Genomic DNA, 21,254 nt, shown 5'->3' with positions numbered 1-21,254 from the left:
CGGACACGATGTCTAGATTATTTGGAACAGATGGTGTCCGGGGCCTTGCGAATGGCCTGTTGACCGCGGAGCTGGCGATGCAGCTGGCACAGGCCGCCGCCGTCGTGCTCGGGCACGACCGCAACACGGGCCAGGGGCGGCCGCGCGCCGTCGTGGCCCGCGACCCGAGGGCCAGCGGCGAATTCATCGCCGCCGCCGTGGAGGCGGGGCTCTCCAGCTCCGGCATCGACGTCTACGACGCCGGTGTCCTCCCCACCCCGGCGGCCGCCTACCTTGTGGCGGACCTCAACGCCGACTTCGGCGTGATGATCTCCGCCTCGCACAACCCGGCCCCGGACAACGGCATCAAGTTCTTCGCCCGCGGCGGCCAGAAGCTCCCCGACGAGGTCGAGGACGCGATCGAGGCCAGGCTCGGCGAGGAGCCGCTCCGCCCTGTCGGTGCCGACGTTGGCCGCATCCAGCGCTTCTCCGACGCCGAGGACCGCTACATCGTCCATCTGCTCGGCACGCTTCCGCACCGCCTCGAAGGCCTCAAGGTCGTCGTGGACTGCGCCCACGGAGCAGCTAGCGGCTGTTCGCCCGAGGTGTTCAAGACCGCCGGCGCCGAAGTCATCACCATCGGCGCCGAGCCAGACGGCATCAACATTAACGACGGCGTCGGGTCCACCCACCTCTCCCCGCTTAAGGCGGCAGTCGTGGCGCACGGCGCGGACCTCGGCATCGCGCACGACGGCGACGCGGACCGCTGCCTGGCCGTTGACCATGAGGGCACCGAAGTCGACGGCGACCAGATCATGGCCATCCTCGCCCTGGCCCTCAAGGACGCCGGGAAACTCAAGGACGACGTCCTGGTAGCCACGGTCATGAGCAACCTCGGCCTGAAGCTCGCCCTCCGCGGCGCCGGCATCGAACTAAAGGAAACGGGTGTGGGGGACCGATACGTCCTCGAGGCCATGCGCGACGGCGGCTTCAGCCTGGGCGGCGAACAGTCCGGCCACGTCATTTTCGCCGATCACGCCACCACGGGCGACGGCGTCCTCACCGGCCTCCAGCTTGCCGCGCAGGTGGCCCTGACCGGGCGTCCGCTTAAGGACCTCGCCACGGTCATGACCAAGCTTCCCCAGGTGCTCATCAACGTCCGCGACGTGGACCGCAGCCGGGTCAACGGCGACGCGGCCGTTGCCGCCGCCGTGGAAGCGGCCGAGGCCACGCTCGGCGACACCGGCCGGGTTCTGCTGCGGCCCTCGGGTACCGAGCCGGTGGTTCGCGTCATGGTCGAAGCAGGGGACCACGAAACCGCAGAACGGGTGGCCGGGGAACTGGCCGAGGTAGTCCGGACCGAACTCGCATTGGCGCTGGCCGGCGACTAATCGGCGGTCCGTCCGCGATGGCCCGCGGGCCCGCCTCGATCAGAGGTAGGCCGGTGCGGCTTCCAGGCCGAAGTACTCCTCCAACGTGGGGACACCCCTGGCGGCCATGTCGCCGGCGGCCTCCACTCCGATGTAGCGCAGGTGCCAGGACTCGTAGTAGTAGCCGGTGGTCTCGTGGTACATCCACGGATACCGAACGATGAAGCCAAAACGGTGGGCGTTTGCCTTCGCCCAGACGGCCGCGGGCTGCTCGGCGAAGCAGGGCTGAAAGCTGCAGGCACCCCCGCCGTCGCCGATGTCAAACGACCAGCCCGTCTGGTGCTCGGAGAAGCCCGGCCGCGCGGATGCCGTGTCCGCCTCCGCCTGTCCCCTCGTCGCGACGTAGCCGTTATAGGTCGAGGTCTGGGTGACAAAAGACCGGTACCCGCTGGCCAGGGTCATCACTACGCCGGCCATTGCGGCCGCGGCGAACATCCGCTCTGCTGCCGCCGCCGTCGTGCTGTTCAGGAGGGCGGCCTCGCCGGACACCGCCAACCGGACAGCGGGCTGAACCAGATCCGGCGGGATAAAGGTTGCAGGGGAGAGCGGCCGGTGCTTGTTGACCACCACCCAGGGGCTGGCGGGATCCGTCAGGGAGTGCTGCGGCCCGGGAGCGGAAGCGGCCGGCGACGAGGGTGCCGGGGCGGTCGTCGACGGGGTAGCTGGCTCCGGGCTTTCCGAGGGATTCGCCGACGGAGTCGTTTTAGGGGAGGCGCTGACCGGGGCGGCAGCGGGCGTTGGTGGCACGCCCGTGCCGGACGCCGGCGCGGGTCCGGCGGAGGGCTCGCAGGCTGTCAGGGCGGCGGCGGTTATTGGGACGGCGGCCGCAGCCAGAAGGCTGCCGAAGCGACGTCGGCTCAGAAACCCCCGCCGTCTGTCCTCGCCCGCGTTATAGCCCACCCGTGCTAGACCTTGCGGAGCAGCATGCGGCGGATCGAGTGGTCAGCATCCTTCGTGAGCACCAGCTGGGCGCGTCCCCGGGTGGGGAGCACGTTTTCCACCAGGTTCGGCTCATTGATTCGCTTCCAGATCCCGCGGGCCGTCTCCTCGGCCTCGGCGTCTGAGAGCGTGGCGTACCGGTGGAAGTAGGACTCCGGCTGCGCGAACGCGGTGGTGCGCAGCTTGCGGAACCGGTCCACGTACCACTCCTCGATGTAGGAGGTCTTGGCGTCCACGTAAATCGAGAAGTCGAAGAAGTCGCTCAGCGCCAGGCCCTGCCGGCCGTCATACCGCGGGCGGGCGGGGGCGAGGACGTTGAGGCCCTCCACGATCAGCACATCGGGCCGGCGGACGACGACTTCCTTGCCGGGGACGATGTCGTAGGTGACGTGGGAGTACCACGGGGCCCGGACTTCCTCCGCTCCGCCCTTGACCTCACTGACGAAGCGCAGGAGGGCGCGGCGGTCGTAGGACTCCGGAAACCCCTTGCGGTCCAGCAACTGCCGCCGCTTGAGCTCCGCCAGGGGGTAGAGGAAACCGTCCGTCGTGATGAGTTCCACGTTGGGGGTGCCGGGCCAGCGGCGCAGCATTTCACGCAGTACACGGGCGATGGTGGACTTGCCCACGGCCACCGAACCGGCGACGCCGATCACGAAGGGGGTGCGGCGGGTCGTCTCGCCCAGGAATGTGGTGGTGGCCGCGTGCAGTTGGTTGGCCGCCTCGACGTAGAGGTGGAGTAGCCGGGAGAGCGGGAGGTACACCTCGCGGACCTCCCGCATGTCCAGTGGGTCGCCGAGGCCGCGGAGCCGGAGGACGTCCTCCTCGTTGAGGGGCTGCTCCATTTGGGCAGCGAGCCGGGACCAGGTCTGCCGGTCCAGCTCCACGAACGGGGAGACGCCCTCGCCGTTCGCATCATTGCGTTGCGAAGTCACCCTAGAGATTCTGCCCTCGCGGGCGCCCAGAGCGAAATGCGCGCGCCGTGACGGCTGGCGCTCCGGGCGTAGCGATCCTGAGTGCAGCCTTAAAACCAGATAAGCTGGTGCCCATGTGTGGAATCGTTGGATATGTAGGCCGCCCGAGTGGCCAGGTAAGTACCGAGCACCAGGCCCTGGACGTCGTCCTCGAAGGTCTGCGCCGGCTGGAGTACCGCGGATACGACTCCGCAGGTATCGCCGTGGTCGCCGATGGCGCGATCTCCTCGCGGAAGAAGTCCGGCAAGCTCAGCAACCTCATCGCCGAACTTGAAGCCAACCCGCTGCCGGATGCGACCACCGGCATTGGCCACACCCGGTGGGCCACCCACGGCGGTCCGACCGACCAGAACGCACACCCGCACCTGTCCGACGGCGGCAAGCTGGCGCTGATCCACAACGGCATCATCGAGAACTTCGCCGAACTCAAGCAAGAACTGCTGGAGAAGGGCGTGACCTTCCAGTCGGAGACCGATACCGAGGTTGCCGCCGCCCTACTCGGCGACATCTACCGCAACCAGCTCGGCGGCGACAACGCCAACGGCGGCCTGACCAAGGCCATGCAGCTCGCCTGCCAGCGGCTCGAGGGCGCCTTCACGCTGCTTGCCGTGCACGCCGACCAGCCCGACGTCGTTGTGGCCGCCCGCCGCAACTCCCCGCTAGTGGTGGGCCTGGGCGAAGGCGAGAACTTCCTCGGCTCCGACGTCTCCGGCTTCATCGACTACACCCGCCGCGCCGTGGAACTCGGCCAGGACCAGATCGTCACCATCACCGCCGACTCCGTAGAGATCACAGACTTCTTCGGCGCCCCGGCCGAGGGCAAGGAATACCACGTCAACTGGGATCCGGCCTCCGCAGAGAAGGGCGGCTTCCCGTCCTTCATGGAGAAGGAAATCCACGACCAGCCCGACGCCGTGCTGCAGACCCTGCTGGGCCGCTCCGACGTCGACGGCAAGCTGACCCTGGACGAGCTGCGGATCGACCCCGAGCTGCTCAAGAGCGTCGACAAGATCATCGTGCTCGCCTGCGGTACCTCCGCCTACGCCGGCCAGGTCGCCAAGTACGCCATCGAGCGCTGGTGCCGGATCCCCACGGAGGTCGAGCTCTCGCACGAGTTCCGCTACCGTGACCCGATCGTGGACGCCCAGACCCTGATCGTCTCGATCTCCCAGTCCGGCGAGACCATGGACACCCTGATGGCGGTCCGCTACGCCAAGGAACAGGGCGCCAAAACGGTGGCCATCTGCAACACCAACGGCTCCACCATCCCGCGCGAATCCGACGCCGTGCTCTACACGCACGCCGGCCCGGAAATCGCCGTCGCCTCCACCAAGGCCTTCCTCGCCCAGATCACCGCCGCCTACCTGCTGGGCCTCTACCTCGCCCAGCTGCGCGGTAACAAGTTCCAGGGCGAAATCAAGGACATCCTCTCCGACCTGGGCAAGATCCCGGAGAAGGTCCAGTCCATTCTCGACGACGCGTCCCGGATCAAGGAGCTCGGCGAGTCCATGGTCGACGCCAAGTCCGTGCTGTTCCTGGGCCGCCACGTCGGGTTCCCAGTCGCCATGGAAGGTGCGCTCAAGCTCAAGGAGCTTGCCTACATCCACGCCGAGGGCTTCGCCGCCGGCGAGCTCAAGCACGGCCCGATCGCCCTGATCGAAGAGGGCCAGCCGGTGTTCGTGGTGGTCCCGTCCCCGCGCGGCCGCGACTCCCTGCACGCCAAGGTGGTCTCCAACATCCAGGAAGTCCGCGCCCGAGGTGCCAAGACGATCGTCATCGCCGAAGAGGGCGACGACGCGGTCAAGGCGTTCGCCGAGCACGTCATCTACATCCCGGAAACCCCCACGTTGCTGGCGCCGCTGCTGACCACCGTCCCGCTGCAGATCTTCGCGCTGGCCCTCGCCAGCGCGAAGGGCTACGACGTGGACCAGCCGCGGAACCTCGCCAAGAGCGTGACCGTAGAATAGCCGCATGATCGTAGGCATTGGCGTAGACGTCGTAGACATCGAGCGGTTTGGGCGGCAACTGGAGCGCACCCCCGGGTTGCGGGACAGGCTGTTCGTCCCGGCCGAGCGGGAGCTGAACACCCGTTCCCTGGCCGCCCGGTTTGCCGCCAAGGAAGCCGTCGCCAAGGTCTTGGGCGCCCCGGCCGGTATGAACTGGCAGGACTGCTGGATCGGCTTAGACCAGAACGGGCCCACGGTGCAGGTCAAGGGCACCGTGCTGGCCGTGGCCCAGTCGAAGGGCGTCAAGCGCTGGCACCTGTCCATCAGCCACGACGGCGGGATCGCCACCGCCACGGTGATCGCCGAAGGTTAGGCCATGATCAGCGCCCATACCGGAACGCACATCCGGGACGTCGAAAGGCGGTTCCTGGAAGCAGCTGCGGACCCCGGCATGGGCGCTGTTCTCATGCAACGGGCCGCCTACGGGTTGGCCACTGCCGTGGTGCGTGAGTTGCGGGGCCGCGGGCGCCGTCTCTACGGAGGCAGCGTCACCGTTCTCACAGGCAAGGGAAACAACGGCGGGGACGGCCTCTTCGCCGCGGCCCTGTTGGCCCGCCGCGGCATGAGGACGACGGCGGTACTCACCGCCGGCGACGCCCACCCGGAGGCCTTGGCCGCCTTCCACGCTGCCGGCGGCCGGTCCATCGCCCTGCCGGACTCAGGTGAGGCCGCCGCCGGGCTGGCGCGCCGGGCCGCGGGTTCCGACATCGTCATCGACGCTATCCTCGGCACCGGAGCCCGCGGCGGCCTGCAGGGTTCGACGGTGCGGCTCCTTGAACTGCTGTCCGGCGAGATCCGGGACCAGCGTGACCGCAGGCTGGAGCCCGGGGCCGGAGCCCTCGTGGTCGCCTGCGATATCCCCAGCGGCATCGACGCGGACACCGGCGAAGCGCACGGCACCGTCCTGGCCGCCGATCTGACCGTGACGTTCGGCGCCCCCAAGGCCGGACTCCTGGCCGACCCCGGCGCGGACCACGCCGGCCGGATCGTGACGGTGCCCATCGGCGTCGAGAACGGCCTTGGCCTCCCGTCCGTGCGCCGGCTGCAGGCCCCGGACCTGGCGGCGCTCCTGCCGCACCCGGGCCGCCGGGAACAGAAATACTCCCGCGGCGTCCTCGGCGTGGTCGCCGGCTCGGAGCGGTACCCCGGCGCCGCCGTCCTCGCCTGCCGCGGCGCCCTCGCCGCCGGCGTCGGCATGGTCCGCTACGTCGGGCCGCCGGCGGTCGCCGACCTGGTCCGGCACGCCTGCCCCGAGGTGGTCTGCGGCCAGGACACCGACGTGCGTGTCCAGGCCTGGCTCCTCGGCTCCGGACTCGACGACGGCGCCGGGGAGCAGCTTGACCGGGTCCGGGCCGCTGCCGCCGCCGGGCTGCCGGTCGTGGCGGACGCCGGCGCCCTTCCCGTCCTGCCCCGCGAGCTGACCGGTCAGACCGTGCTGACACCCCACGCCGGAGAACTGGCCACCCTCCTGAGCCGCTACGGCGCCGGCGGGGAACGCACCGCCGTCGAGGCCGCGCCGCTGGCCAGTGCCCGGCACTCGGTGTCCCTGACCGGCGCAACGGTGCTGCTCAAGGGTGCGACCACCCTGGTGGCGGCCCCGTCCGGTGCGGTGTTCAGCCAGGCCGAGGCCACCCCCTGGATGGCCACGGCGGGCAGCGGCGACGTCCTGGGCGGCATCCTGGGCGCCCTGATGGCCCAGCTGGCGGACGATCCGGGCCACTTCGCCGCCGCCGGAATCGCGGCCGCGGACCGCTGGGCCGCCCTCGGCGCCATGGCCGCCAGCCTGCATGGCCGGGCCGGGACACTCGCCAGCCGCGGCGGCCCCATCACGGCCACCGATATCGCCCGCACGCTCCCGGAGGTCATGGCCGCGCTGTAACACAACCGACCCCGCCGCGTCTTGGTAATTTAGTAACCCTGCTTACAAGTAGTCTGTCTAGAGATAGTCCGCATCGCACGAGGAGTACACATGGAAGTTTGGCCCGGTACGGCATACCCGCTGGGAGCCACGTTCGACGGCACCGGCACCAATTTTGCACTGTTCAGCGAACAGGCTGAGCGGGTGGAGCTTTGCCTCCTGGCCGACGACCTCACCGAAACGCGGATCGAACTCACCGAGGTGGACGGCTACGTCTGGCACTGCTACCTGCCCATGGTCCAGCCGGGCCAACGCTACGGCTTCCGCGTCCACGGGCCCTACGACCCGGCCAACGGCAACCGGTTCAACCCGAACAAACTCCTCCTGGACCCGTACGCCAAGGCCATCAAGGGCCAGATCGACTGGGACCCGGCCCTCTTCTCCTACGAGTTCGGCGACCCGGATTCCACCAATGACGCGGACTCCGCGCCGCACACCATGCACGGCGTGGTCATCAACCCCTTCTTCGAATGGGACGGCGACCGCCAGCTGCGCGTGCCCTACCATGAATCGGTCATCTACGAGGCGCACGTGAAGGGCCTGACCGAGCTGCACCCGGACATCCCCGAGGAGCAGCGCGGCACCTACGCCGGCGTGGCGCACCCCGCCGTCGTCGAACACCTCAAGAAGCTCGGCGTCACCGCCATCGAGCTTATGCCCGTGCACCAGTTCGTCAACGACGGCACCTTGGTAGAGAAGGGCCTGAATAACTACTGGGGCTACAACACCATCGGCTTCTTCGCCCCGCAGAACACCTACAGCTCCGCCGGGGACGGCGGCCTCCAGGTCCAGGAGTTCAAGGCCATGGTCCGGGACCTGCACCGTGCCGGCATCGAGGTCATCCTCGACGTGGTCTACAACCACACCGCCGAGGGCAACCACCTGGGACCCACGCTCTCCTTCAAGGGCATCGACAACCAGGCCTACTACCGCCTGGTGGACGGCGACCTCAAGCACTACATGGACTACACCGGCACCGGTAACTCCCTGAACGTCCGGCACCCGCACTCGCTGCAGCTCCTGATGGACTCGCTGCGCTACTGGGTCACCGAGATGCACGTTGACGGCTTCCGCTTCGACCTCGCCTCCACCCTGGCCCGCGAGTTCTACGACGTCGACAAGCTGTCCACCTTCTTCGAACTCATTCAGCAGGACCCGATCGTCTCCCAGGTCAAGCTCATCGCCGAGCCCTGGGACGTCGGCCCCGGCGGCTACCAGGTGGGCAACTTCCCTCCGCAGTGGACCGAATGGAACGGCAAGTACCGGGATACCGTGCGCGACTTCTGGCGCGGCGAACCCTCCACCCTGGGCGAATTCGCGTCCCGGCTGACCGGCTCCGCGGACCTCTACGAGAGCTCCGCCCGCCGGCCCGTGGCCTCCATCAACTTCGTCACCGCACACGACGGCTTCACCATGCGGGACCTCGTGTCCTACAACGAGAAGCACAACGAGGCCAACGGCGAGGGCAACAACGACGGCGAATCCCACAACCGCTCCTGGAACTGCGGCATCGAGGGGGACACCGACGACGAGACCGTACTGGCACTGCGCGCCCGCCAGCAGCGCAACTTCATCGCCACCCTTCTGCTCTCCCAGGGCGTCCCCATGCTGCTGCACGGCGACGAACTCGGCCGCACCCAGCAGGGCAACAACAACACCTACTGCCAGGACTCCGAGCTCAGCTGGGTCCACTGGGAGGCGATGGACCAGCCGCTGGTGGAATTCACCGCTTTCGTGAACAAACTCCGCCACGACCACCCCACCTTCCGCCGCAGCCGTTTCTTCGACGGCCGCCCGGTGGTACGCGGCGAGGGTGAGAAGCTGCCGGATATCGTCTGGCTCAAGACCGACGGAACGGGCATGCTCCCGGAGGACTGGGGGAGCGGCTTCGGCCGGACCATCGGTGTGTTCCTCAACGGCCACGGCATCCAAGAACAGGACTCCCGAGGCCGGCGGATCACCGACGACAGCTTCCTCTTGGCCTTCAACGCCCACGACGACGGCGTCGACTTCGTCCTTCCGCCGGACGAGTACTCCCCGAACTGGGAGGTCCTCATCGACACCGCAGCCCAGGCCGACGACTACGAGCCGCTGAAGGCCGGGACCACCCTGACCCTCGCCGCCAAATCCATGGTGGTGCTGCGCGCCTACACAGGCCCCGAGGTGGAGGTCGACTACTCGGCCGCCGCATCGCTGGCCGCCCGCGCCGCCGATGAGGAAGCCCAGGAAGAGATGGTTCAGGCCCAGACCAAGGCCGCTGACGAGAGCGAAGCGAAGGCCACCCAGGCATGAAAACACCGATCTCCACGTACCGGCTGCAAATCCGGTCCGGCTTTACCCTGCAGGACGCCGCCGCCCAGGTCCCGTACCTGAAGTCGCTCGGTGTCGACTGGATCTACCTCTCACCCATCCTGACCGCGGAGAAAGGATCGGACCACGGCTACGACGTCACCGACCCGTCCGCCGTGGGTCCCGACCGCGGCGGCCCCGAGGGCCTCACCGCGGTCTCCCGCGCCGCCCGCGAGGCAGGCATGGGCGTGCTGGTTGACATCGTGCCCAACCACGTCGGCGTCGCCACCCCGGTCCAGAACCCGTGGTGGTGGTCCCTGCTCAAGGAAGGCCGCCAGTCGCCCTACGCCCCGGCGTTCGACGTCGACTGGGACTTCGGCGGCGGACGCATCCGCATCCCCGTCCTCGGTGAGGACTCCGACGTCGACGTCCTGGAGGTCCGCGACGGCGAACTCCGGTACTACGACCACCGGTTCCCCCTGGCAGCCGGGACCTACTCCGCCGGGGATGATCCCCGCGAGGTCCACGACCGTCAGCACTACGAACTGGTGGGCTGGCGCCGCGCCGACAACGAGCTGAACTACCGCCGCTTCTTCGCGGTCAACACCCTCGCCGGGATCAAGGTCGAGGACCCGAAAGTCTTCGACGAGGCGCACGAGGAGATTGTCCGCTGGTTCCGAGAGGACCTGGTGGACGGGCTCCGCATCGACCACCCGGACGGCCTGGCAGACCCGGGCGGCTACCTGCACCGGCTCCGTGAGGCCACCGGCGGGGCGTACCTGCTGATCGAGAAGATCCTGGAACCGGGCGAGGAACTGCCTGCCGGGTTCGAAGCCGAGGGCACCACGGGGTACGACGCGCTCGCGGACGTGGACCGGCTCTTCGTGGATCCGGCCGGCCAGGCGGGCCTGGATGCCCTGGACGCGTCGCTGCGCGACGGCCGGGTCCCCGATTACGAAGACATGATCCGCGGCACCAAGCGCCGCATCACCGACGGCATCCTGCACTCTGAGATGCTCCGCCTCGCCCGGCTGGTCCCGGCGGACGCGGGCCTGACCGTGGACGCCGCGGCGGACGCCCTCTCCGAGATCATTGCAGCCTTCCCGGTCTACCGCAGCTACCTCCCCGAAGGGGAAGACGTACTGAGGGAAGCGTGCGACCTCGCCGTCGAGCGCCGGCCGGATCTCAAGGACGCCGTTCGAACCCTGCTGCCGCTGCTGCTGCAGGCCGGTCCCGACGCCGGTGAGGAACTGGGCCGCCGCTTCCAGCAGACCTCCGGCATGGTGATGGCGAAGGGCGTCGAGGACACGGCCTTCTTCCGGTACACCCGGCTGGGCACCCTCACCGAGGTCGGCGCGGACCCCACCGAATTCGCGGTCTCCGTGGACGACTTCCACACGCGGATGGCACGCCGGCAGGAGCGCCTGCCGCTGTCCATGACGACGCTCAGCACCCACGACACCAAGCGCAGCGAGGACACCCGCGCCCGGATCACGGTGCTCGCCGAATGCCCCGCCGAATGGAGTGCGGCTCTGGGACGGCTGCAGCAGCTCGCCCCATTGCCCGATGGCCCGCTGGCGAACCTGCTCTGGCAGGCCATCGCCGGAGTCTGGCCGGCGGACAGGGACCGGTTGCAGTCCTACGCGCAGAAGGCCGCCCGGGAAGCGGGGAACTCCACCGACTGGCTGGACCCGAACGAGGAGTTCGAGACCAAGCTGACCGCCGCGGTCGATGCCGCCTTCGACAACCCGGCCGTTCGTGCCGAACTGGATTCACTGGTCGAATGGCTGGACCCGCGGGGCGCCGTCAACGCGCTCGGCGCCAAGCTCGTCCAGCTCACCATGCCCGGCGTCCCGGACGTCTACCAGGGCACCGAGTTCTGGGACCGGTCCCTGACCGACCCGGACAACCGGCGTCCATTCGACTTCGGCGCCCGCCGGGCCGCCCTGGCGCGGCTGGACGGCGGCGACCTGCCGGACTCCTACCGCGACGACGACGCCAAACTCCTGGTCACCTCCCGAGCGCTGCGCCTGCGCCGCGACCGGCAGGACCTCTTCACCGGCTACACGCCGCTGCAGGCCACCGGTCACGCCGCCGGCCACGTCGTCGCCTTCGACCGCGGGCAGGACGCCCCGGGCGCCGTCACCGTCGCCACCCGCCTGCCCCACGGCCTGGAGCAGCGCGGCGGCTGGCAGGACACGGCCCTTGAGCTCGCCGTGCCGATGACCGACCAGCTCACCGGCCGGTCCTTCGAACCCGGCTCCGTGGCGGTGGGGGATCTCCTCCGCCACTTCCCGGTGGCCCTCCTCGCCCCGACCGCATGAGCCCTTCACAGTCCCACGCCAACCCAGGGGGAACGGCAATGACACTGCCCACAGACGGATCCGCGCGCTTCGACATCTGGGCGCCGGAGGCCAAGGACGTCGTCCTGCTCGCAGGCGGCCAGCGCTACACCATGACCCGCGCAGCCTCAGGCCCCGAGGGCTGGTGGACGGCGGCGGACGCGCCGGCCGGCGGCGACGTCGACTACGGCTACCTCCTCGACGGCGACGACAGCCCGCTGCCGGACCCGCGCTCCCGCCGGCAGCCCGAGGGCGTCCACTCCCTCTCCCGGACCTTCGACCCCCGTGCACACCAGTGGGCCGACGGCGGCTGGTCCGGCCGGGAACTGCAAGGCAGCGTCATCTATGAGCTGCACCTGGGCACCTTCACCCCCGAGGGAACCCTCGACGCCGCCGCCGGAAAACTCGACTACCTCGCCGACCTCGGCGTCGACTTCGTCGAACTGCTGCCGGTCAACGGCTTCAACGGCACCCACAACTGGGGCTACGACGGCGTCCTCTGGTACGCCGTGCACGAGGGCTACGGCGGGCCGGCCTCCTACCAGCGCTTCGTCGACGCCGCCCACGCCGCCGGGCTGGGCGTCATCCAGGACGTGGTCTACAACCACCTCGGCCCCAGCGGCAACTACCTGCCCCGCTTCGGCCCGTACCTGAAGTCCGGCGAAGGCAACACCTGGGGCGACTCGGTCAACCTCGACGGGCCCGGCTCCGACGTCGTCCGCTCTTACATCCTGGACAACGCCGCCATGTGGATGCGCGACTACCACGTCGACGGCCTCCGGCTAGACGCCGTGCACGCCTTCAAGGACGAACGCGCCGTCCACCTGCTGGAGGACTTCGGCGCGCTCGCCGACGCCGTCGCCGCCGAAACCGGCCGGCCCGCCACCATGATTGCCGAATCCGACCTGAACAACCCGCGCCTGCTCTACCCCCGGGACGCGAACGGCTACGGGCTGGCCGGGCAGTGGAGCGACGACTTCCACCACGCCGTGCACGTCAACGTCAGCGGCGAAACCACCGGCTACTACGAGGACTTCGGGTCCCTCGGAGCACTGGCGAAGGTGCTGGAGAAGGGCTTCTTCCACGACGGGAGCTACTCCAGCTTCCGGGAACGGCACCACGGCCGGCCGATCAACACCGGCCTGGTCCACCCCGCCGCCTTGGTGGTCTGCAATCAGAACCATGACCAGATCGGCAACCGGGCCACAGGCGACCGGCTTTCCCAGACCCTGGGCTACGGGCAGTTGGCCCTCGCCGCCGTCGCCACCCTCACCGCCCCGTTCACCCCGATGCTGTTCATGGGTGAGGAATACGGAGCCAGCACGCCCTGGCAGTTCTTCACCTCCCACCCGGAACCGGACCTGGGCAAGGCCACCGCCGAGGGCCGGATTAAGGAATTCGAACGCATGGGTTGGGACCCCGACGTCGTCCCCGACCCCCAAGACCCGGAGACGTTCACCCGCTCCAAGCTGAACTGGGCCGAGGCCTCCGAGGGAGACCACGCCCGGCTGCTGGACCTCTACCGGGAACTCATCGCCCTGCGACGCTCGACGCCGGACCTCACCGACGGCGGGTTCGCGGACACCGCAGTCGACTTCAGCCAGGACGAAGGCTGGCTGCTGCTGCGCCGCGGCGGCACCGAGGTCGCCCTGAACTTCTCCGCCGAGGCCCGGACCGTGTCCGTCACCGGGTCTTCCCTGGGGCTCGCCACGGACGACGCCGTCGCCCTCGACGGCGGGAGGCTGAGCCTGCCCGGCCACAGCGCCGGTATCGTCTCGTCCGGGAAATAACGCCAGCACGGAAGGAAACCCATGACCTACACCGCAGCGGAAAACCGCTACGACACGATGCCCTACCGCCGGGTCGGGCGCAGCGGCCTGAAACTGCCGGCCATCTCGTTGGGCCTGTGGCACAACTTCGGCGACGACAAGCCCTTCGAGGTACAGCGGGACATCCTGCGCCGCGCCTTCGACCTGGGCGTCACGCACTTCGATCTGGCCAACAACTACGGCCCGCCCTACGGCAGCGCCGAAACCAACTTCGGCCGGCACTTCCGGGACGACTTCGCCCCGTACCGCGACGAGCTGATCATCTCCAGCAAAGCCGGCTACGACATGTGGCCCGGTCCCTACGGCAACTGGGGCTCCCGCAAGTACCTGCTGGCCAGCCTGGACCAGTCGCTGGGCCGGATGGGCCTGGACTACGTGGACATCTTCTACAGCCACCGCCCGGACCCGGAGACCCCGCTGGAGGAAACCATGGGCGCCCTGGACCAGGCGGTCCGCTCCGGGAAGGCCCTCTACGCCGGCATCTCCTCCTACACCCCGGAACAGACCCTGGAAGCGGCCCGGATCCTGAAGGACCTCGGCACGCCCCTGCTGATCCACCAGCCCAGCTACTCGATGCTGAACCGATGGACCGAGAACGGCAGCCCGAGCCTGCACGAGGCGCTGGAGCAGGTGGGGGCCGGGTCCATCGCGTTCTCACCCCTGGCCCAGGGCATGCTCACCGACCGTTACCTCAACGGGGTCCCCGAAGACTCCCGCGCCGCCCAGCACAAGTCGCTGGACACGGACATGATCAGCGAGGAGAACCTGGACCGGGTGCGCGGGCTCAACCGGATCGCCGAGGGCCGCGGCCAGACCCTGGCCCAAATGGCCATCGCCTGGATCCTGCGCGACCAGCGCAAGGGCGCCCCGGTCACCTCCGCGCTCGTCGGGGCCTCCAGCGTCCGGCAGCTTGAGGACAGCCTCGCCGCGATCAACAAGCTCGACTTCAGTGCCGAGGAACTGGACGCCATCGACGAGTTCGCCGTCGAGTCCGACATCAACCTCTGGGCCCAGAAGTAACCGGTCCGTTATCGAAACGGTGCCGCGGACGGGAACAAACCCCGCCCGCGGCACCGTTGACTAGAATGCAAGGACGCCGCACGGCGTCGTGCCCGCTTCTTCGCCGTCCCCTCGCGGTACGGCCTCGCCGGGCACCTGTTGGTTCTCTAAGGGAGTTTCGTGTCTGCAAATCCGATTCGTGTTGCAATCGTGGGCGTGGGTAACTGCGCCACCTCGCTGGTCCAGGGTGTCGAGTACTACCGGGACGCCGATCCCGAGGCCACGATCCCGGGTCTGATGCACGTCCAGTTCGGCAAGTACCACGTCAACGACGTGCAGTTCGTGGCGGCGTTCGACGTCGACGGCAAGAAGGTGGGCCAGGACCTCTCCGCCGCCATCCTCGCCAGCGAAAACAACACCATCAAGATCGCGGACGTCCCGCCGACCGGTGTCACCGTCCAGCGCGGTCCCACCCTCGACGGCCTCGGCAAGTACTACCTCGAGACCATCGAGCAGTCCCCGGAGGAGCCGGTCGACGTCGTCCAGGCCCTCAAGGACGCCCAGGTGGACGTCATGGTCTGCTACCTGCCCGTCGGCTCGCAGGAAGCTGCCGAGTTTTACGCCCAGTGCGCCATCGACGCCGGCGTCGCCTTCGTCAACGCCCTGCCGGTCTTCATCGCCGGAACCAAGAAGTGGGCGGACAAGTTCACCGAGGCCGGCGTCCCGATCGTGGGCGACGACATCAAGAGCCAGATCGGTGCCACCATCACCCACCGCGTGATGGCCAAGTTGTTCGAGGACCGCGGCGTAACCCTGGACCGCACCTACCAGCTGAACGTCGGCGGCAACATGGACTTCAAGAACATGCTGGAACGCGACCGGCTCGAGTCCAAGAAGATCTCCAAGACCCAGGCCGTGACCTCCAACGTCGAGGCCGACCTCGCAGCGCGCGACGTGCACATCGGCCCGTCCGACTACGTGCAGTGGCTGGACGACCGCAAGTGGGCCTTCGTCCGCCTCGAGGGCCGGAACTTCGGCGACGCCCCGGTGTCGCTGGAGTACAAGCTGGAGGTCTGGGACTCGCCCAACTCCGCCGGCGTGATCATCGACGCTGTCCGCGCCGCCAAGATCGGCCTGGACCGCGGCATCGGAGGTCCGCTGCTCTCCGCCTCCAGCTACTTCATGAAGTCCCCGCCGGAGCAGTTCAACGACGACCTCGGCCGTGAAAAGGTCGAGGCCTTCATCCGCGGAGACCTGGAGCGCTAAAGCCCTTCCCCGCCTCCGGACGCTCCCTCAGATCCGGCCCGTTTCACCACGATGCTCCCGCACTTCCGGTGCGGGAGCGTTGTGTTTTCCTGCCGGAGGGACTTTCCTGTCCGCACGCTCCCTCACGATTGGCGGGTTTCGTTAGGACGCTCCCTCACGATTGGCGGGTTCCGTTGGACGCCCTCTCACGATCGGCGGGTTCCGTTGGGACGCTCCCTCAAATCGACATCAAAAGCCGGCGGCGGTTGACGGGCTAACGTATGCGCTGCGTAGGACACGTTTGATTTTGGACGTCGCGGCAACGAAACCGTCGGCGAGGTCTTCTTTAGTCAAAAGGATCACTGCCCAGCCGGCCGCTTCAAAGGCCTTATCTCGGCGTCGATCGCTGAAGATTTGGGCGGGCTCCAGGTGATGACCACCGTCGTACTGGATCGCGAGGCGCCGACGCCGGTACCCGAGGTCGGCCGTCGGGGTTGCGGAACTACCCGGGTGCAGTTCTATTTGAAGCTCCGGTTCAGGAAGCCCGGCGTCGCACATCGCGAGGCGAAGGAGGGTCTCAGGTCCTGAGTCTGCTCCGACGCGCATTAACTCCAAAGCTATTCGGGCCCGGACGATTCCCTGAAGATTCGGATGGCGACCCAGCATCAACCGCAATCCGGCGAGGGACGCGAACGGCTCGCTCCGTCCCTCCAGGTTGAACCGGGGGACACGAACGAGCTCGTCCCCCATGCAGACCAGCTCAGGCAGGTTCAAGCGTTTGGCCAGGTCGAGCCACGTCCGGGAGCGCGTGCTGATCCGGATGTCATCAACGGTCTCGACCTCGTCGTCGAAGGCAACAACCGTGTGTCCAACAATTCCTTTCCGACGGACTTCCGGGAGCGCGCGGGGCTTGCTCAGGTGTAACTCCTCGGAATCCGAGAGCCACAGGGGCAAGAGTTGGCCGCGAAGCCGAGCGGCCGTGACGTGTGAGATCCACGCCCCGGGGGAGGCCTCGGACAACGCGCGGGCGGCCGACTCCAGCTCGAAGCTCCAACTTGCGGGCCGGTAGAGCCCCCGACTGATGTGCCGGACATCCGGCTGCCGCAACCTGGCTCTCGTCACTCCCAACGACATCGCAGAAGTAAGGGTGAACGGTCTGGCCTCCAACGACTCCGGCAACTCTCTTCGTGCGCGCATGCTGGCATTGTGGACGACTTGGACAAGCTTTGGAGAAGTTATCCACAGCCGTCTAAGAAGCCGCGACGGACGTGACGGAGCGTTTCGTCGGTCGGTGCCGGACGTGAGGGAGCGTTTCGTTGGTCGGTGCAGGACGTGCGGGAGCGTTTCGTCGGTCGGTGCCGGACATGCGGGAGCGTTTCGTCGATCGGTGCCGGAGGTGAGGGAGCGTTTCGTTGGTCGGTGCCGGACGTGCGGGAGCGTTTCGACGATCGGTGCCGGACGTGCGGGAGCGTTTCGTCGGTCGGTGCCGGACGTGCGGGAGCGTTTCGGGTTCGGGAGGGCCGGACGTGAGGGAGGGGTTAGAAGAGGCCGACCGGGTTGCCGTCGGCGTCGACGTCCATCCGCATCGCCGCCGGGACCTTCGGCAGCCCGGGCATGGTCATCACGGCGCCGGTGAGTGCCACGATGAAGCCCGCTCCGGTCTTGGGGATCAGGTCCCGCACGTGCACGGTGAAGCCCTTCGGTGCGCCCAGCCTGGCGGCGTCGTCGCTGAACGAGTACTGCGTCTTGGCCATGCACACGGGCATCGAGGACCAGCCGTTCTTCTCGATGTCCGCCAGCCGCTTCAGCGCCGGCACGGAGAATTCCACGCCGTCGGCGCCGTAGATTTCCTGGACGATGGTACGGATCTTGTCCTCCACCGACAGTTCCAGCGGGTACAGCGGGGCGAACCCATGCGGGGCCTCGATTGCTGCGGCAACCTTCGCGGCGAGCTCGTCGCCGCCGTCGCCCCCGCCGCCCCGGCCCCAGACATCCGCGACGGCGGCCTCGACACCCTCCGCCTTGCACCAGGCCAGCAGCCAGTCGAGCTCCTCCTGGCTGTCTGTGCCGAACTTGTTGATCGCCACCACCGGGGTGATGCCGAACTTGCCGATGTTGCGGACGTGCCGCTGCAGGTTCGCGACGCCGGCGGCGAGGGCATCGACGTCGGGCTCCTGCAACCGGTCCTTGGCCACCCCGCCGTGCATCTTGAGGGCGCGGACGGTGGCGACCACCACGACGGCGGACGGTGCCACGTCGCCCACCCGCGACTTGATGTCCATGTACTTTTCCGCGCCCAGGTCAGCGCCGAAACCGGCCTCGGTCACCACGATGTCCGCCAGGGAGCGGGCCGTCTGGGTGGCGATCAGGGAGTTGCAGCCGTGGGCGATGTTGGCGAACGGGCCGCCGTGAACCAGCGCGGGTGTGCCGGCGATGGTCTGCACCAGGTTGGGCTTGATCGCGTCCTTGAGCAGCATGGTCAGGGCGCCCTCGACGCCGAGGTCGGCAACGGTGACCGGCTCCCGGTCGTAGGTGTAGCCGAAGGTGATCCGGCCCAGCCGGGAGCGAAGGTCGTCCAGGTCCGTGGCGAGGCAGAAGACGGCCATGATCTCGGAGGCGACCGTGATGTCGAACCCGTCCTGCCGCGGCACGCCCTGGGTCGGGCCGCCGAGCCCGATCACGACCTCGCGGAGGGCCCGGTCGTTCATGTCCAGGACCCGCTTGAACGTCATGCGCCGAGGGTCGATGTTCAGCGCGTTGCCCTGATAGATGTGGTTGTCCACCAGCGCCATCAGGGCGTTGTTGGCGGAGGTGATGGCGTGGAAGTCGCCGGTGAAGTGCAGGTTGATCTCGTCCATCGGCAGCACCTGGGAGTAGCCTCCGCCGGTGGCGCCGCCCTTCATCCCCAGGATGGGGCCCAGCGAGGGCTCGCGCAGCGCGATCATGACCCGGTGGCCGGCGCGGGCCAGGGAATCGGCCAGGCCGACGGTGGTGGTGGACTTGCCCTCCCCGGCAGGGGTGGGTGACATGGCCGAAACGAGCACCACCTTGCCGCGGGCCGGAGTAGCGGCGCCGGTGAGCCGGGCCGGATCGATCTTGGCCTTGTACCGGCCGTAGTGTTCCAGCGCCTCGGGGTTGATCCCGGCGGCGGCCGCGACCTCGTCGATGGGCCGCATGGTGGCGCGCCGGGCGATCTCGAGGTCGCTGGGAACGGGCGCGGCGGGGGAGGTGGGGGCTGACATCGGCGTCCTTCGGCTCGTGGCGTGGATTCGCTGTGCCGGCGGTCCCGGCCAAGCGTCCGGCGGGGCTCCCGGTCAGGGAGCGGGCACCGCCGTGGTGCTTCGTGTTCCAAAATACTGGACCAGCGCGCCCTGGTAGCTCTCCAGCGTCAGCGCGGCCGTGTGGTGCCAGCCGAATCCCTGGGCGTGCACGGACGCCGCGCGGCCCATGTCTTCGCGGGTCAGCGGGTCGTCGTGCAGGGATTCGAGGGCGTCCGCCCAGTCCGAGGCCTTGTGCCCCTCCACCAGCAGCCCGGTCCTGCCGTCGAAGATGGCGCGGGAGAGTCCGCCCACCCGGGTGGCGACCACGGGGGTGCCGCAGGCCTGGGCCTCCAGTGCCACCAGCCCGAAGGATTCGCTGTAGGAGGGCATGACGACGACGTCGGCGGAGCGGTACCAGCCGGCCAGTTTCGGCGCGCTGACCGGCGGGTGGTGGGTGACGACGTCGTCCATCCCTGCGGCGGTGATCAGGGCCTTGAGGTCGAAGTCCTTCGCCCCGCTCACCGCGCCGAGGATGGTGACCTGCAGGTCAATGTCGGGGCGCCGGGCACGCAGCAGGGCTGCGGCCTTGATCAGGATTTGCGGGCCTTTCAGGCGCTGGATCCGGCCGGCGAAGAGCAGGTGGAAACGGCCCGGCGGCACGCCGTGGTCGCTGCGGGCCTTGGCCCGGAACGCCGGGGTGAAGACATCGAGGTCAACCCCGGGCGGGGCGACGTCAATCCGGTCCGGGTCCGCGTCGTAGTGCGAGACCAGTTCCGCAGCCTCCGCCGCGGTGTTCGCGATCAGGCGGGTGGCGCCGTCGACGATCCGGTGTTCGCCCTCTTCGCGGCGCCGCGGCTCGGGCCTTTCACCGGACTCCAGCAGCAGATTCTTGACCTTGGCCATGGTGTGCATGGTGTGGACCAGCGGCACGCCCCAAAGCTCCGACAGCTCCAGCCCCGCGACCCCCGAGACCCAGTAGTGCGAGTGGATCAGGTCGTACCGGCCGCGCGGCTGGTCGGCTTTGATCCGGTCGATCTCCGCGACCATCGTGTGCAGCAGCGCGGGTAGTTCCTCCTTGGGAACTTTCCGCGCCGGCCCGGCGAAGACGTTGTGCACGCACACGCCGGGGGAGGGGTGCTCGACGGCGGGCTGGTCCGCTGCGGTCGAGCGGGTGAAAATCTCCACCTCGACGCCGGATTCCGCGAGGGCTGCGGCCAGGGCCCGGATGTAGACGTTCATGCCGCCGGCGTCGCCGGACCCGGGCTGTTCCATGGGGGAGGTGTGCAGCGAGAGGAATGCGACCCGACGGACCAGCGGCATCGTGGTGTCCTTCCTCTCAGGGTGCGGTTCCCGGCGTTCCGGGGACGTGGATTCGGTAAAACACTACTCCTGCGGAGGCTCGGATTGCCGCCCGGGACCCGGCCGGCCGGCGCCCGCGGGTGCCCCGCCGTGCCCCGTCCGAGCCCCGCTGATACGGTGGCCGCTGTGAGCACCGTTGACAAGGCCCCGCAGGAAACCGCCGACTGGATCATCAGGGACGCCACGGACCGCGACTGGCCCGGCATCTGGGAAATCCTGGAGCCGGTAATCCGTGCCGGTGAGACCTTCACCTGGGACCGGGACACCACCGAGGACGCTGCGCGGTCCAAGTGGGTCAAGACGGCGCCGGGCCGCACCTTCGTCGCCGTGGGCACAGGCGAGCACGACGGCGTCGTGCTGGGCACGGGGGAGCTGCACGCCAACCAAGGTGGCGGCGGGCGCCACGTGGCGAATGCGGGCTACATGGTGCGGGCCGGGTTTGGTGGCCGCGGCCTGGCCCGCGCGCTCTGCACCTACTCCCTCGACGCCGCCCGCCGGGAGGGCTTCCGGGCCATGCAGTTCAACGCCGTGGTGGAAACCAACGTCAGGGCGGTCGCCGCCTGGCAGGGCATGGGCTTCACCATCCTGGCCACCATTCCCGAAGCCTTCCAGCACCCGGAGCAAGGGTTCGTGGGCCTGCACGTCATGCACCGGATGTTGTAGGCACGTCCGCTCCCACGCAGGCTTT

At 68.7% G+C, this 21,254-nt stretch carries 15 protein-coding genes; 10 read left to right on the top strand and 5 right to left on the bottom strand.

Going from position 1 to position 21,254, the window contains the following annotated elements; all coding sequences use genetic code 11:
• Positions 1-8: 8 nt before the first annotated feature.
• Complete coding sequence (gene glmM / locus AB0O44_RS01185; RefSeq protein ID WP_364133282.1) at positions 9-1,370, top strand: phosphoglucosamine mutase; 1,362 nt, start codon at positions 9-11, stop codon at positions 1,368-1,370.
• A 39-nt stretch (positions 1,371-1,409) separates the two neighbouring features.
• On the opposite strand, the gene AB0O44_RS01180 is transcribed toward glmM, so the two are convergent.
• Together AB0O44_RS01180 and coaA are read right to left on the bottom strand one after the other, a co-directional pair.
• Complete coding sequence (locus AB0O44_RS01180) at positions 1,410-2,207, bottom strand: M15 family metallopeptidase (RefSeq protein ID WP_364134637.1); 798 nt, start codon at positions 2,205-2,207, stop codon at positions 1,410-1,412.
• Positions 2,208-2,314: 107 nt separating this feature from the next.
• Positions 2,315-3,280 carry a type I pantothenate kinase gene (gene coaA, locus AB0O44_RS01175; RefSeq protein WP_364133280.1) on the bottom strand — a complete coding sequence of 322 codons (966 nt, stop codon included), beginning with the start codon at positions 3,278-3,280 and terminating at the stop codon, positions 2,315-2,317.
• A 113-nt stretch (positions 3,281-3,393) separates the two neighbouring features.
• Between coaA and glmS the strand changes: the two genes are divergently transcribed.
• The 8 genes from glmS to AB0O44_RS01135 all read left to right on the top strand — a co-directional run bounded on the left by glmS (position 3,394) and on the right by AB0O44_RS01135 (position 15,968).
• A complete protein-coding gene (gene glmS / locus AB0O44_RS01170) occupies positions 3,394-5,286 on the top strand; it encodes a glutamine--fructose-6-phosphate transaminase (isomerizing) (protein ID WP_364133278.1) in 1,893 nt (630 codons plus the stop codon).
• Positions 5,287-5,290: 4 nt separating this feature from the next.
• Positions 5,291-5,638: a holo-ACP synthase gene (locus AB0O44_RS01165; RefSeq protein ID WP_290255883.1), complete on the top strand. Its 348-nt coding sequence runs from the start codon at positions 5,291-5,293 to the stop codon at positions 5,636-5,638.
• A 3-nt stretch (positions 5,639-5,641) separates the two neighbouring features.
• A complete protein-coding gene (locus AB0O44_RS01160; protein WP_364133275.1) occupies positions 5,642-7,204 on the top strand; it encodes an NAD(P)H-hydrate epimerase in 1,563 nt (520 codons plus the stop codon).
• A 90-nt stretch (positions 7,205-7,294) separates the two neighbouring features.
• Positions 7,295-9,535, top strand: a complete 2,241-nt coding sequence (gene glgX / locus AB0O44_RS01155; protein ID WP_364133272.1) for a glycogen debranching protein GlgX — start codon at positions 7,295-7,297, stop codon at positions 9,533-9,535.
• Positions 9,532-11,856, top strand: a complete 2,325-nt coding sequence (gene treY, locus AB0O44_RS01150; RefSeq protein WP_364133270.1) for a malto-oligosyltrehalose synthase — start codon at positions 9,532-9,534, stop codon at positions 11,854-11,856. The genes glgX and treY overlap by 4 nt, the downstream gene beginning before the upstream one ends.
• A gap of 38 nt (positions 11,857-11,894) precedes the next feature.
• The gene (gene treZ / locus AB0O44_RS01145) at positions 11,895-13,664 is read left to right on the top strand and encodes a malto-oligosyltrehalose trehalohydrolase (RefSeq protein WP_364133267.1); all 1,770 of its coding nucleotides are present in this window, start codon (positions 11,895-11,897) and stop codon (positions 13,662-13,664) included.
• A gap of 21 nt (positions 13,665-13,685) precedes the next feature.
• Positions 13,686-14,723, top strand: a complete 1,038-nt coding sequence (gene mgrA / locus AB0O44_RS01140; protein WP_290255878.1) for an L-glyceraldehyde 3-phosphate reductase — start codon at positions 13,686-13,688, stop codon at positions 14,721-14,723.
• Positions 14,724-14,882: 159 nt separating this feature from the next.
• A complete protein-coding gene (locus AB0O44_RS01135) occupies positions 14,883-15,968 on the top strand; it encodes an inositol-3-phosphate synthase (protein WP_290255877.1) in 1,086 nt (361 codons plus the stop codon).
• A 228-nt stretch (positions 15,969-16,196) separates the two neighbouring features.
• On the opposite strand, the gene AB0O44_RS01130 is transcribed toward AB0O44_RS01135, so the two are convergent.
• From AB0O44_RS01130 to mshA, 3 genes are all read right to left on the bottom strand, one after another.
• The gene (locus AB0O44_RS01130) at positions 16,197-17,144 is read right to left on the bottom strand and encodes a hypothetical protein (protein ID WP_364133263.1); all 948 of its coding nucleotides are present in this window, start codon (positions 17,142-17,144) and stop codon (positions 16,197-16,199) included.
• Between the two features lie 341 nt (positions 17,145-17,485).
• The gene (locus tag AB0O44_RS01125; protein WP_364133260.1) at positions 17,486-19,189 is read right to left on the bottom strand and encodes a formate--tetrahydrofolate ligase; all 1,704 of its coding nucleotides are present in this window, start codon (positions 19,187-19,189) and stop codon (positions 17,486-17,488) included.
• Positions 19,190-19,261: 72 nt separating this feature from the next.
• Positions 19,262-20,527, bottom strand: a complete 1,266-nt coding sequence (mshA, locus tag AB0O44_RS01120) for a D-inositol-3-phosphate glycosyltransferase (protein ID WP_364133257.1) — start codon at positions 20,525-20,527, stop codon at positions 19,262-19,264.
• A 165-nt stretch (positions 20,528-20,692) separates the two neighbouring features.
• Between mshA and AB0O44_RS01115 the strand changes: the two genes are divergently transcribed.
• Positions 20,693-21,229: a GNAT family N-acetyltransferase gene (locus tag AB0O44_RS01115; RefSeq protein ID WP_364133255.1), complete on the top strand. Its 537-nt coding sequence runs from the start codon at positions 20,693-20,695 to the stop codon at positions 21,227-21,229.
• The last annotated feature ends 25 nt before the right edge of the window (positions 21,230-21,254 follow it).

This window comes from Arthrobacter sp. NPDC080082, from assembly GCF_040686595.1.
Taxonomy (GTDB): Bacteria; Actinomycetota; Actinomycetes; order Actinomycetales; family Micrococcaceae; genus Arthrobacter.
Note: the sequence above shows the minus strand (reverse complement) of the source record. Positions and strands in the feature narration are given on the sequence as shown.